Origin of the sequence: Arthrobacter sp. I3, from assembly GCF_000520575.1 — a bacterium.
GTDB classification, from domain to species: Bacteria; Actinomycetota; Actinomycetes; order Actinomycetales; family Micrococcaceae; genus Arthrobacter; species Arthrobacter humicola_A.
In genome coordinates, this window is the sequence record NZ_KI914976.1 from 21,843 (window position 1) to 34,730 (window position 12,888).

General features: G+C 67.5%; 13 protein-coding genes. 4 read left to right on the plus strand and 9 right to left on the minus strand.

Annotation, left to right across the window (positions count from 1 at the left end; genetic code table 11):
• Nucleotides 1-35 precede the first annotated feature (35 nt).
• The 3 genes from Y706_RS0122160 to Y706_RS0122170 all read right to left on the minus strand — a co-directional run bounded on the left by Y706_RS0122160 (nt 36) and on the right by Y706_RS0122170 (nt 3,556).
• Nucleotides 36-1,052 carry a GNAT family N-acetyltransferase gene (locus Y706_RS0122160; RefSeq protein WP_028278289.1) on the minus strand — a complete coding sequence of 339 codons (1,017 nt, stop codon included), beginning with the start codon at nt 1,050-1,052 and terminating at the stop codon, nt 36-38.
• A 2-nt stretch (nt 1,053-1,054) separates the two neighbouring features.
• Complete coding sequence (locus tag Y706_RS0122165; RefSeq protein WP_028278290.1) at nt 1,055-2,440, minus strand: glycine--tRNA ligase; 1,386 nt, start codon at nt 2,438-2,440, stop codon at nt 1,055-1,057.
• A 150-nt stretch (nt 2,441-2,590) separates the two neighbouring features.
• Nucleotides 2,591-3,556 (minus strand): DMT family transporter, encoded by a 966-nt coding sequence (locus Y706_RS0122170; RefSeq protein WP_028278291.1) that lies wholly within the window; start codon nt 3,554-3,556, stop codon nt 2,591-2,593.
• Between the two features lie 33 nt (nt 3,557-3,589).
• On the opposite strand from Y706_RS0122170, the gene Y706_RS0122175 reads away from it, so the two are divergent.
• Entirely contained in the window at nt 3,590-3,826 is a 237-nt protein-coding gene (locus Y706_RS0122175; RefSeq protein ID WP_018774572.1) for an RNA-binding S4 domain-containing protein, read from the plus strand.
• 45 nt (nt 3,827-3,871) lie between these two features.
• On the opposite strand, the gene Y706_RS0122180 is transcribed toward Y706_RS0122175, so the two are convergent.
• Nucleotides 3,872-4,528 carry an alpha/beta hydrolase gene (locus Y706_RS0122180; RefSeq protein ID WP_028278292.1) on the minus strand — a complete coding sequence of 219 codons (657 nt, stop codon included), beginning with the start codon at nt 4,526-4,528 and terminating at the stop codon, nt 3,872-3,874.
• 111 nt (nt 4,529-4,639) lie between these two features.
• On the opposite strand from Y706_RS0122180, the gene Y706_RS0122185 reads away from it, so the two are divergent.
• Together Y706_RS0122185 and Y706_RS0122190 are read left to right on the plus strand one after the other, a co-directional pair.
• On the plus strand, nt 4,640-5,512 hold the full coding sequence (locus tag Y706_RS0122185) for an SGNH/GDSL hydrolase family protein (protein WP_043437127.1): 873 nt from the start codon (nt 4,640-4,642) through the stop codon (nt 5,510-5,512).
• Nucleotides 5,513-5,625: 113 nt separating this feature from the next.
• Nucleotides 5,626-6,249: a hypothetical protein gene (locus Y706_RS0122190; RefSeq protein ID WP_052355127.1), complete on the plus strand. Its 624-nt coding sequence runs from the start codon at nt 5,626-5,628 to the stop codon at nt 6,247-6,249.
• On the opposite strand, the gene Y706_RS0122195 is transcribed toward Y706_RS0122190, so the two are convergent.
• The 3 genes from Y706_RS0122195 to mmsB form a co-directional block, all read right to left on the minus strand.
• The gene (locus Y706_RS0122195) at nt 6,246-6,812 is read right to left on the minus strand and encodes an isochorismatase family protein (RefSeq protein WP_028278295.1); all 567 of its coding nucleotides are present in this window, start codon (nt 6,810-6,812) and stop codon (nt 6,246-6,248) included. The genes Y706_RS0122190 and Y706_RS0122195 overlap by 4 nt on opposite strands.
• Before the next feature lie 139 nt (nt 6,813-6,951).
• Nucleotides 6,952-8,436 carry a CoA-acylating methylmalonate-semialdehyde dehydrogenase gene (locus Y706_RS0122200; RefSeq protein ID WP_028278296.1) on the minus strand — a complete coding sequence of 495 codons (1,485 nt, stop codon included), beginning with the start codon at nt 8,434-8,436 and terminating at the stop codon, nt 6,952-6,954.
• A 68-nt stretch (nt 8,437-8,504) separates the two neighbouring features.
• A complete protein-coding gene (gene mmsB / locus Y706_RS0122205; RefSeq protein WP_028278297.1) occupies nt 8,505-9,407 on the minus strand; it encodes a 3-hydroxyisobutyrate dehydrogenase in 903 nt (300 codons plus the stop codon).
• Nucleotides 9,408-9,606: 199 nt separating this feature from the next.
• On the opposite strand from mmsB, the gene Y706_RS0122210 reads away from it, so the two are divergent.
• A complete protein-coding gene (locus Y706_RS0122210; RefSeq protein ID WP_028278298.1) occupies nt 9,607-10,506 on the plus strand; it encodes a LysR family transcriptional regulator in 900 nt (299 codons plus the stop codon).
• Nucleotides 10,507-10,632: 126 nt separating this feature from the next.
• Here Y706_RS0122210 and Y706_RS0122215 read toward each other — a convergent pair whose 3' ends face one another.
• Nucleotides 10,633-12,012 carry an MFS transporter gene (locus Y706_RS0122215; protein ID WP_028278299.1) on the minus strand — a complete coding sequence of 460 codons (1,380 nt, stop codon included), beginning with the start codon at nt 12,010-12,012 and terminating at the stop codon, nt 10,633-10,635.
• A 166-nt stretch (nt 12,013-12,178) separates the two neighbouring features.
• Nucleotides 12,179-12,888 (minus strand): homoserine O-acetyltransferase family protein (locus Y706_RS28530; protein WP_043437082.1); only part of this gene is annotated, 710 nt, incomplete at its 5' end.

Genomic DNA, 12,888 nt, shown 5'->3' on the forward strand with positions numbered 1-12,888 from the left:
ATACGGCTACAGCAGCGGGTCAGTCTGGTTAAGACCTAGGCCGGGTCGGAGACGACGAGCGTTTCCGAGCCCTGGACATGGGCCTTGCCGCTCTCGAGCAGCGGTTCGACGACATTGCGCAGGGCGGTCATGGCGTCGTCCAGTTCGAGCATCACCGGGTGCTGGTAAGCGATCAGGGCCAAAAGGTCCCGGACGGCGGCCTTGGCCTCGTCCACGCCAAGCTTGGGCTCGTGCCCGAGGAACACCTCAGTAGGCTCAGTGGTCGAGGCCGCACCGCCGGCACCGGCATCGGCGCCGCTGTCGGCCCCCGGAATTCCCTGGGCGTAGCTGATGGCGAACCCCTCCAGCCGGCCCTTGCGGCTGGCCGCGATGCCGTGCCCGAAGGCGCTGGCCTTGGGCGCCCGCAGCACGATCGCTCCGTGGGCGCCGCTGAGGTCATCGAGGAACAGGCGCTGCACCGCGGCGACGCTCAGCTCCCCCGGGCTGTCCCAGCCGTGCACGGCCGTGTAGTAGCGTCCCACGACGTCGCTGAGCTCCACCGAGCCCGTGGCCAGGTCCTCGACTTGGTCGGTGGCCGCGGACTCCGAACCGTCGCCGAACACCGGCAGCTTGAGCGGCGCAGGGTCAACGACGACGAGGCGGGAACGCTGGATCGGGGCCAGGCCCGCGGCCTCGGCAAACGCCGCACCGGGGGTGCCCGGCTCCACTTTGCAACGCAGTCTGGACACGCCCGACGGCGCCTGGGCGGCCTCGTGCCGCAGCATGGTCAGCAGCGTGGACCCCAGGCCGGCGCGGCGGTGGTCCCGGGCGACCTCGACATACGCCCAGAGCCGGTCCGGGTGCAGCGAGGCCTCGTGGACCACGGCGGCCGCCACCGGAATGGCGACACCGTCCACGACGTCCTCGGCCACGATGCAGCGGCGCCACGGGGAATTGCCCGAGGGCGACAGCGTCCCGCGGAACTGTCCGGCCTGGACGGTCTCAGGGCCGCCCCAGATTTCCAGCAGCGCGAGGTCGTCGCCTTCCCGCCATTCCCGGTATGCGATCGCCATGATCAGGCGCCGATCAGCCGAGCGGCCAGGTAACCCTCCACCTTGTCCAGGGAGACGCGTTCCTGGCTCATGGTGTCGCGTTCGCGGATGGTGACGGCCTGGTCCTCGAGCGTGTCGAAGTCCACGGTGATGCAGAACGGGGTGCCGATCTCGTCCTGGCGGCGGTAGCGGCGGCCGATGGCGCCGGCGTCGTCGAACTCGATGTTCCAGCTCTTGCGCAGCTGCGCTGCGAGGTCCTTGGCCTTCGGGGACAGGTCCTCGTTGCGGCTCAGGGGCAGCACGGCCGCCTTCACCGGCGCCAGGCGCGGATCGAGCTTGAGCACGGTGCGGATGTCCACCCCGCCCTTGGCGTTGGGGGCCTCGTCCTCGGTGTAGGCATCGATCATGAAGGCCATGAACGAACGGGTCAGGCCGGCCGCGGGCTCGATCACATACGGGGTGTAGCGTTCGTTGGTGGCCTGGTTGAAGTAGCTCAGGTCCGCGCCGGAGGCCTTGGCGTGGGTGGAGAGGTCAAAGTCGGTGCGGTTGGCGATGCCCTCGAGCTCGCCCCACTCCGAGCCCTGGAATCCGAAACGGTATTCGATGTCCGTGGTGCCCTTGGAGTAGTGGCTGAGCTTGTCCAGCGGGTGCTCGAAGAAGCGCAGGTTCTCTTCGCGGATGCCCAGGCCCGTGTACCAGGACATGCGTTCCTTCATCCAGTACTCGTGCCACTGCTCGTCGGTGCCGGGCTCGACGAAGAATTCCATCTCCATCTGCTCGAACTCGCGGGTGCGGAAGATGAAGTTGCCGGGCGTGATCTCGTTGCGGAAGGACTTGCCGATCTGGCCGATGCCGAAGGGCGGCTTCTTCCGCGAGGTGGTCAGGACGTTGGAAAAGTTCACGAAGATGCCCTGGGCCGTTTCGGGCCGCAGGTAGTGCAGGCCTTCTTCGCTGGCGACGGGGCCAAGGTAGGTCTTGAGCAGCCCGGAGAATTCATGGGGCTCGGTCCACTGGCCGCGGGTGCCGCAGTTGGCGCAGGCGATGTCCTTGAGGCCGTTCTCGGCGGGACGGCCCTTCTTCTCCTCGTATTCTTCCTCGAGGTGGTCCGCGCGGTAGCGCTTGTGGCAGGACAGGCACTCCACCAGCGGGTCGGAGAACACATCGACGTGGCCGGAGGCCTCCCACACCTGACGGGGCAGGATAACGGAGGAATCCAGGCCCACGACGTCGTCGCGGCCGCGGACCACGGACTGCCACCACTGGCGCTTGATGTTTTCCTTGAGCTCGGCGCCGAGCGGGCCGTAGTCCCAGGCAGAACGGGAGCCACCATAGATTTCACCGGCCTGGAAAACGAATCCCCGGCGCTTGGCGAGGGAAATGATCTGGTCGAGGACGGATTTTGCTGCCATGGGAACTCCAATTTTCTACAGGGCCGCTGGGTGCGGTCCGTGGTGTTGGCCCCGGGACGCCGGCTGGTTGCCGGCCGGGACGATACGAACAAAGCGATACGAACAATGCAATACGAACAGTGCGATGCAAACTCCAAGCCTACCGGCCCGCTACCGCTTCAGCGCGCCCTTGGGCCAGGGCAGGGTGGCCAGGACGATGGCGCCGAGCGTCAGGATGGTGCCGAGGACCGTGGGGAGGGCGATCACCGTTCCGGGCACCGGCAATATGAGGTCCAGTCCGAGGGACCCCAGCAGCTGGCCGGCGATCATCCCGAGGCCGGTGACCAGCACGCCCAGGCTACGGACCAGGAGGGCGCCGATGCCGATGAAGATACAGCCGAGCGGGCCGCCAAGGTAGTACCACCACTGCGCCGGGAGGGGGTTGCCGGCCCCGGCCACGGCGAGTTTAATCAGCCACGCCACCCACAGCAGGGCCGCTCCGGCGATGAAGTTCACGAGTGTCGCGGCGATGGGGGTGCCGTAGTGCACGGTGGCTGTGCCGTTCATGGCCTGCTGGAAACTCATCAGGAACCCGGCCAGGAGCGGAAGCATCACGGGAACCAGCAACTGCAGCCCGGATTCCCCGGCGCTGAATCTGGGCGACACCGCCCAGGCGACGGCGGCGACGGTGAGCACACTGCCGAGCACCCGGATGCCGGTAATGGGCCTCTTCCCCGCCGGTCCGATCCCCATCCGGTCCACCAGCAGGCCGCTGAGGGTCTGCCCCGTCACGGCGGCCACCGTGAAGAGGGCGACGCCGAGCAGTCCCACGGTGAAGGACTGGGCGAAGACGAAGAGGGCACCGATGCAGCCGGCCAGGACGTAGTACGGCGGAAACTGCCGTTCGCGCACGGCGGGCAGGATCCGCGCCAGCCCTGCCCGGCCCCGGGGCAAGGCCAGGGAAATGACCGTCATGACCAGCAGTCCGGTGCTGAAGCTGACGACGGCGGCACCGATTCCGTCCTCCAGCGCCACCCCGAGGGCGCCGTTGATCCGCCCCTGGATCGGGATAAACAATCCCGTCGCGACGGCCATGGGCAGGCCGACGATCAGCGGAAGACGGCGGTGATGGGTCATAGGTGCCACCTTAGGTCAGGCATTATTGCTTGTATGAGCAATCCGGAATTCGAAGACATCACTATCCGCGACAGCATGATCCGGCTGGGCCAGCTGCTGAAGCTTGCGAATCTGGTCGAGGACGGTGTGGAGGCCGCGGAACTGATCAAGAACGGGCTGGTGAAGGTCAACGGCGAAATCGACGAGCGCCGCGGCCGCCAGCTGCACGACGGCGACACCGTCACCGTGAACGGCCGGACCGTGCGGATCAGCGCGCCCCCGGCCGCCTAGCCGCCCGCCCGGCGCCGCTTCCCGGCGCACACTTCCCCGGCGCGCCTACTTCTTGGCGTTGAGCACCACGTGCGTGAGGAACTCCGAGACGTGGCCGATCTCCTGCTGGTTGATGCCGTGCCACATGCCCGTGTAGAGGACCTTGGTGAGCTTCACGTGCTTGCGCACCCAGCCGACGGTGTAGTCGATCTTGTCCTCGGTGATCACGGGGTCCTGCTGGTCCCGCCCCCAGAACAGCGGCACAGTGCCGTCCAGTTCGCCGTCGCGGAAGCTGGGGTCATCGCCGGCGTCGACGACAAACCCTGACAGCCCGACGACGGCGGCAAAGTCTGCCGGCCGCTGCCGCAGCAACGTGGTGGCCATCGCCATGCCCATCGAGAACCCCAACAGCGTCACCGACGGGTGGTTGGCTTTGACGCCGTCGAGCCAGTCCTGAACGTAGCCTGCGGCGACCTTGACGGCGTCGAGCGAGTAGTCAATGGACCCTGTCAGCGGGAACCAGGTGAAGCCCGGTCCCATGGCGATCGGGGCGCGCAACGAGGCCACCGCAAATTCCTGCGGCAGCATCCCGGCCAGGCTGAGCAGATCCTGTTCGTTGGCGCCGTAGCCGTGCAACAGGACCAGAAGCGGCTTGCCGGCCCGTTCCTGCTCCGGCTGGGACCATTGGACGACAGGGGCGGGGAAGGCGTCAGCGTGAGTCATGGAACTATTCTTACAGTTACCCGGCGGTAACAAATTACGGTGGCGCAGCTAATACGGTGGCGCAGCTAAACGGGAACAGTGCAGGATAAGGGGGTGAGCAATACCTATCCCATGGAAAATTCACCGGACACCCCAGCCGAGACCACCGTTGACACCGTCACCCACCCGTGGACCCGCTATGTGGCGATGGGCGACTCATTCACGGAGGGCATCGGCGATCCGGAACCGGCCAGTCCGGGCGGCCATCGGGGCTGGGCGGACCGCGTGGCCGAGGAACTCAGCCGTGGGCACAACGACTTCGCCTACGCCAACCTGGCCGTCCGCGGCCGGCTCCTGCAGCAGATCGTGGACCAGCAAATGGCTCACTGCCTGTCCCTCAAACCGGACCTCATCACGCTCTCCGCAGGCGGCAACGACCTCATCCGCCCGGGCGGCGATCCGGACGTGCTGGCCGAAAAGCTGGATTCGGTGGTGCAGATCCTGAGCCTGGGCGGCGCCACCGTTGTCCTGTTCAACGGCCCGGATACCGGCTCCACGGTGCTGGGCCGGATCCGCAGCAAGGTGGCTATTTACAACGAGAACCTGCGCACGATCGCCGCGCGCCACGACGCCGTGATCGCGGACATGTGGTCGCTGCGCCAGCTCAATGACCCGCAGATGTGGAATGTCGACCGGCTGCATTTCTCACCGCTGGGCCACCACACGATCGCGGCCATGGTGCTGGACTCGCTGAACGTCGAGCACACGCTCCAGCCCCTCTCCCCCAAACCGCTGCCACAGCGCAGTTGGCGCGAGGCGCGCAGCGGGGACCTGGTGTGGGCCAGGGAGTACTTCGTCCCCTGGGTGGTCCGCCGGCTGCGGCACCGCTCCTCCGGCGACGGCATGACGGCCAAGCGGCCGCTGGCCGGTCCGGTCTTCGGTCCCGGCGTTCCGCTTGGTTCCGGCGAAGGCCCGCCCGGCGCCGAGGACGCGGTGCGGTCCTGAGGCTTCGGGCCTGAGCCTGCGGGGCATAAGCTGGAGGAACACTTCTCCGGCCCTACAGATGAGCCCGCAGATGAGAAGGCCCAGCAGCTGAAAGGCCCAGTACCGTGAGCAGTATGTTCTTCTGGATCATCGTGTTGTCCTTCCTGGTTCCCGTGGCGATGCGCCTCTACCGCAGGTCTGCCCGCGGCCGGAACCAGGGCACGCCGGGACAGTTCGGCCGGTTCCCGGGCAGCCAGAACAACCCCGGCCAGAGTAACCAGCCGCGTGATGGCTACACCCAGCAGGACTACTTCGGCGGCTTTGGCCAGCTGGGCGCCCCGAAGCAGTCGGGTCCGGCCAACGAGCCGTATCCCAACCCGCAATACCCCAACCCGCAATACCCCAGCGCGGAGTACCCGAACGCGCAGAACCCCAGTCCCCGGTTTCCGGACCAGCCGTTCCCGAACCAGCCGTACCCCGGCCAGCAGTACCCGAACCCGGTCGGCTACCAGTCCCCCGTCCCCTACGAGGACAGCCCCGAGTACCTGAACAACCCGCCGCAACCGCAGCGGCCGCAGGCATCGCAAACTCCCCCGGCGCCGGGCGCGGGACAGGCGCAGGCGCCGCAGTCTCCGCCGCCGTCGGCCGGGCAGGGCTACCGGGCCCGCAAGCTGGCCGAGCTCGACCAGCAGTACACCGACGGCAAGCTGTCCATGGAGGACTACATGGCTCAGCGCGCGGAAATCATGAAGGGCTAGGACCCTGCCGGGCCGGCGAACTCGACGTCGGCCGCGTTGACCGTTCCCGCCGTCCGCCCCGGCGCCTTGTGGTACTGCCAGTACAGATTGGTGTGCGCGACCACAAGAGCCGGCGGCGGGGCGCCGTACTCGGTCAGGTCCTCGGTGGTGTGGGCGTCGGCGACCAGCGTGACGTCGTAGCCGCGGGTGATCGCGCCGTGCAGGGTCGAGCGGATGCACTCGTCGGTCTGCGCACCGGCCAGGAAGAAGCGCCCGATGCCGCGCCCGGCCAGCACGGATTCCAGGTCGGTGGCCTCGAAGGCGTCGCTGTACTCCTTGGCCACGAGCGGCTCCGAACTGCGGCGCGCGAGCTCCGGCACGTACTGCCAGCCGTCGCTGCCGCGCGGGAGTTCCTCACCGCTGTGCTGCACCCAGACGACGTCCGCCCCGGCGTCGCGGGCCTTGTCCACGAGCGCGGCGATGGTTGCGACGACGTCGTCGCGGCGGTAGGCCTCCGCGACGACGCCGATCTGCATATCGACGACGAGCAATGCCGTGTTGGGACGGTTGACGAGCGTGGTCATGGTGCCTCCCGGATCCTGGCTGTCCCTGCGTGCCTACTCTAATCCCGGCCCCCGAAAGCAACGAGGGGTCACTTGCGGCCCCTGATCCGGTGCCGGATGGGCGCTGAGTGACCCCGCGTTGCCTTCACGGGCAGAAGCGTCAGTCGACCTGGGGGAAGCCGAGGTCGATCACCGAGGTGGACGGGTCCGGCCAGCGGGTGGTGACCACCTTGCCGCGGGTGTAGAAACGGATGCTTTCAGGGCCGTACATGTGGGTGTCGCCGAACAGCGAATTCTTCCAGCCGCCGAAGGAGAAGGTGCCCACCGGCACCGGGATGGGCACGTTGACGCCCACCATGCCGGCCTCGACGTCGAACTCGAACTGGCGGGCGGCGCCGCCGTCGCGGGTAAAGATGGCCACGCCGTTGCCGAACTCGTTGTCGTTGACCAGCTTCACGGCGTCGGCGTAGGTCTCGACGCGGACCACGGAGAGGACGGGCCCGAAGATCTCGTCGTCGTAGACCTTCATTCCGGGCTTGACGTGGTCGATCAGGCTGACGCCGATGAAGAAGCCGTTGGAGTCGAAATCGTGTTCGCGGCCGTCCACCACCACGGTGGCGCCCTCGTTGGCCGCTCCGGCAACGTAGGAGGCCACTTTGTCGCGGTGCTCGGCCGTGATGAGCGGACCCATCTGGGAGGCCGGGTCCGTGCCCGGGCCGATCGTGAGGGCTGCCATGCGGGTGGTGATCGCCTCCACGAGGTCGTCGGCGATGCTGCCGACCGCGACGAGGACGCTGACTGCCATGCAGCGCTCCCCGGCGGAGCCGTAGGCGGCCGAGACGGCGGCGTCCGCGGCCATGTTGAGGTCCGCGTCCGGCAGGACCACCATGTGGTTCTTCGCGCCGCCCAGGGCCTGGACGCGCTTGCCGTGATCAGCGGCGCGCTTGTAGATGGACTGCGCGATCGGCGTCGAGCCGACAAAGCTGATGGCCTTGACCGCCGGGTGTTCCAGCAGGACATCCACGGCTTCCTTGTCCCCGTGGACGACGTTGAGCACCCCTGCCGGCAGGCCGGCCTCGGCGAAGACCTCGGCGATGAAGACGGCGGAGGACGGGTCCTTTTCACTCGGCTTGAGCAGCACGGTGTTCCCGCAGGCCAGGGCGCTGCCGATCATCCACAGCGGCACCATGGCGGGGAAGTTGAACGGCGTGATGCAGGCGACGACGCCGACCGGCTGGCGGACCGAGTGGACATCGACGCCGCCGGAGACCTGCTCCGAGCGTTCGCCCTTGAGCATGTGGGAGAGCCCGGTGGCGAATTCGATGTTCTCCAGGCCGCGGGTGATTTCACCTTCCGCGTCCGAGAGGACCTTGCCGTGCTCGCTGGTGAGCAGAGCCGCGAGTTCGGGCCGGCGCTGCATGAGCAGTTCACGGACCTTGAAGAAGATGGCGGTGCGCCTGGCCAGGCTCGTGGCGCGCCAGCCGGGCAGGGCGGCGCGGGCGGCCTCGATGGCCTCTTCGACGCGGGCGGCGGAGGCCAGGGCGACCTCTTTCTCCTGCTCGCCGGTGGCCGGGTTGAACACGGGGCCGAAGCGCTCGGCGTCGGCAATCAGGGCGCCGTTGATGAAGTGCGGGATGCGTTCCATGGGTGGGTCTCTTTCGTGAAGGGCAGGGCCGTGAGGGGCAGGACCGTGAAGGTCTGGGCCGTGAAGGGCTAGTTGGCGGACTCGAGGGTGCCGTCGACGAGCTTGACGATCATCGAGCAGTCCTGGCCGGACTGGCCGGAGTCGATGAGCCGCTGGAAGAGCTGCTGGACGTGCTCGCCGAGTTCCAGCGGGGTGCCGGTGTCCCGCGCGGCGCTGATGGCGAGGCCGATGTCCTTGTTGGCCAGTTCGGTGGTGAAGGTCGGGGCGAAGTCGTTGTTGGACGCGGCGGTCGGCACGACGCCGGCCACGGGGTACCAGGTGCGCAGCGCCCAGCTGTCGCCGGAGGAGACCGACGCGATGTCCCAGAAGACCTGCTTGTCCAGGCCGAGCCGATCGGCCAGGACCGCGCCCTCGGCGGTGGAGGCGAGGTTGATGAAGAGCATGAGGTTGTTGCAGATCTTCGCGGCCTGGCCGGTGGTGGCGCCGCCGGTGGGGATGATGTTCGCGGCCATGGGGCGGATGTATTCGGTGGCGTCGGCGACGGCGCCGGCCTCGCCGCCGATCATGAACGTCAGCGTGGCGGCCTTCGCGCCGCTCATGCCGCCTGAGACGGGTGCGTCGACGAAGCGGAAGCCGGCGGCAGCGGCGGCGTCGTGCAGGGCCTGCGCGGAGGCGATGTCAATGGTGGAGGAATCCACCAGGAGGGTCCGGGTGTGCGCGTGGGCAAGGACGCCGTCCTGGCCGAGGTACACGGCGCGGGCGTGCTCACCTTTGGGGAGCATGGTGAAGACGACGTCGGCGCCGGCGACGGCCTCGGCGATGCTGCCGGCGGCCTTGACTCCCCCGGCCTCGGCTGCGGCAACGGCTGCGCTGTTGAGGTCGAAGCCACGGACTTCGTGTCCGGCGTTCGAGAGGTTGACGGACATGGATCCGCCCATGTTTCCGAGTCCGATCCAGGCGATGACTGCCATGGCTTAAGCTCCTTTGCTTGATGTGCTGCCGGCGCCTCGACGCGCTCCGGCGTGAAAGCCGAAACTTCGGCGCCCCGGTGTCCACCATCACATCCTGTTAGAGTGCAATCAAGGTAAAAAATCACAGATGCCATGTGCACAGATGCACAATCATGGCCCTGGCTCCGCCACACTCGCTGCAAAGGGGACAAGATTGGACTTGCGCCGGCTTCCGAGCCCCGATGACCTGCTGATCCTGCTGACCGTGGCACGGCTGGGCCGGTTCAACGCCGTGGCCGAGACGCTCGGCACCACCCACACCACCATTTCCCGCCGCGTCCTGGCCCTCGACAAACAGCTCGGCGGCCGGACGCTCGAACGCAGCCCGCACGGCTGGGAGCTGACCGAACTCGGCACCCAGGCGGTCGCGGCGGCGGAAGCCATCGAGGGCACTCTCGGTGCCCTCTCCAGCAGCATTGCCCGCTCCGGCGACGTGGTCTCCGGCCTGGTCCGGATCAGCACCCCGGACGGCTTCGGCGCCGAATTCCTGGCCCCGGCCCTCGTCCGGCTGCAGCGGGCGAATCCGCTGCTCAACGTCGAACTGCTCAGCGCCACCCGCAAGGTGAGCCAAAACCGCTCCGGCGTGGACCTGGAAGTGGTGGTGGGCAACATGGACACCACCACCGCCCGCGCGATCTTCCTGAGCAACTATTTCCTCAGGCTGTACGCCAGTCCCGGCTATGCGCAGGAGCACGGGCTTCCGGCAACGCTCGACGACGTCCGGCAGCACGGCTTTGTCTCCTACGTGGAATCGGCGCTCCAGGTCGCCGAGCTCGGCCACCGTTCAACGCAGCTGCCGGTGCCGCGGTCCAGCTTCCAGGCCACAAGCGTCTTCGCCCAGCTGGAGGCCGTCCGGCGGGGCGCCGGGATAGGCCTGCTCCCCAATTTCCTCGTGGCGGGCCGGCCGGAATTTCTGCCCGTCCTGCCGGACGACTTCCAGCGCCAGCTGCCCATCTGGGCTGTGGCCCGGCCCGAGGCGCTGCGTTCGGCCCCGGTCCGTGCCGTGCTGGAGGCGATCCGGACCGAGATTGCCGACCGCCAAGCGGTCCTGGCAGGCTGAGCGGTCCTGGCGGGCTGAGCCAGCTTGTCGGGCCGATCCTGCTTCCAAACGCCAACAGCCCGGGCCCCGCAGTGCGGGACCCGGGCTGTTGCCGTGCTAATTCGTTGTTGTTACTTCTTGTTGTTGTTACTTCTTGCTGGCGGCGAGGAGGTCAGCGGTGCCCTGGGCGTCGGCGGCGTCGACGTCGCGGAGCGAGATGCCGCGGGTTTCCTTAAGGAAGAACACCGCAACCAAGGTGACCACACAGGCGCCGAGGAGGTAGATGGCGACCGGGACCGAGGACTTGTACTGGCCCAGGAGCGCGACGGCGATGATCGGAGCCAGCGAACCGGCCACAATCGAGGTGACCTGGTAGCCCAGCGAGACGCCGGAGTAGCGCATCCGGGTCGGGAACATTTCGGCCATGAGCGCCGGCTGCCCGGCGTACATCAGGGAGTGGAACAGCAGGCCGATGGTGATCGCAGCGAGGATGACGAGGTCGTTCTTGGTGTCCATCATCGGGAACGCGAAGAAGCCCCACGTTCCGCCGAGGATGGCGCCGGCCATGTAGACCGGCTTGCGGCCGACGTTGTCCGAGAGCCTGCCGACCATCGGGATCACGGCGAAGTGGACGATGTGCGCCACAAGCAGCAGCAGCAGGATCCGCGAGGTGTCCGTCTGGACGATGACCTTCAGGTAAGTGATCGAGAAGGTGACCACAAGGTAGTAGAGGATGTTCTCGGCGAAGCGCAGACCCATGGCGGTGAAGACGCCGCGCGGGTAGCGGCGGAAGACCTCGGCCACGCCGTAGCCCTTGTGGCCGGCCTCGACCTCCTTGCGGGCCTCCAGGAAGATGGGGGCGTCCTGGACCTTGGTGCGGATGTAGTAGCCGACCAGCACGATCACGGCGGAGAGCCAGAAGGCTACGCGCCAGCCCCAGCTGAGGAAGTCGGCGGAGGACAACGTGGCGGAGAGGGTGAACAGGACAGCCGTGGCCAGGAGGTTGCCCATCGGAACCGCCGACTGCGGCCAGCTTGCCCAGAAACCGCGGGACTTGCTCGGGCTGTGTTCGGCGACGAGAAGGACTGCGCCGCCCCATTCACCGCCAACGGCGAAGCCCTGGGCGAAGCGCAGGAAGACCAGCAGGGCCGGGGCCCAGTAGCCGATCTGCGCGAAGGTGGGCAGGCAGCCCATGGCGAAGGTGGCAACGCCGACAAGGATGATGCTCAGCTGGAGCAACTGCTTGCGGCCGAACTTGTCGCCGAAGTGGCCGAAGACGATGCCGCCGATCGGGCGGGCAATGAAGCCGACCGCGTAGGTGAGGAAAGCGGCGAGGATGCCGTCCAGTTCCGAACCGGTGTTCGGGAAGAACAGCTTGCCGAACACAAGGGTGGCGGCGGAGGCGTAGAGGAAAAACTCGTACCACTCAACCACGGTGCCGGCCATGGAGGCCGCCACCACCTTCTTCAGGCCGGACGTTTTGACGTCGGTTTCTTCAGCGCGCCTTGCGGCGTTTTCCGTACTCATCGTGACTCCTTCGGCGTCTCCATCGACACCCTGTGGACCATTGGACTGAGGACGCTTGTGATTTAGGGCACAGGGCGTCATTCCCCATGAGTATGGACGCTCCGGCCCTGAGCCTCAACGGCCATTAGTGCAGAGCGCATCTGCAAAAATGCACAAGCGGGCCGGCCTAGTGGCTGAAGAAGGTCTCCCGGAGCTGCCCGCTGAGCTGGCCGATTTCGGTCAGGAAGCCGTCGTGGCCGATTGGCGCTTGAATGATGTGCAGTTCCGGGCCGCCCGGCAGGGCCTCTGCCAGTTGATGGGACTGGGCCGGGAAATACAGGCGGTCCGAGTCCACGGCCGCCACCAGGAATTCGGCGGTGGCCGGGGCCAGTGCCTCCCCGAGACCTCCGCGCCCCCGGCAGACATCGTGGCTCATGAGGGCTTCGGTGATCGCGATGTAGCTGTTCGCGTCGAAACGCCGGGCCAGTTTGCTGCCCTGGTGGTCCAGGTAGCTTTCCACCTGATAGCGCCCGCGTCCGGCCAGCGATCCGGCTTCCAGGGGCGTCTCGGACTCCTGGGCGTTGCGGCCAAACCGGCCGTCCAGTTCGGCCGCTGAGCGGTAGGTGATGTGCGCGATGCGGCGGGCGAGGGCGAGGCCTGCCTCGGGTTCCGGGCCGCCGTAGTAGTCCCCGCCCTTGAAGTGGGGGTCCTGGCGGATGGCCAGCGTCTGTGCCTGCGCGAAGGCAATCTGTTCGGCGGTGCTGCTGGCGCCGACGGAAATCACGGCGCAGCGCCGGACCCGGGCGGGAAACGTGACGGCCCATTCAAGGGCCCGCGCGCCGCCGAGCGAGCCGCCCAGCACCGCGTACCAGCTGCCGATGCCCAGGGCATCGGCCA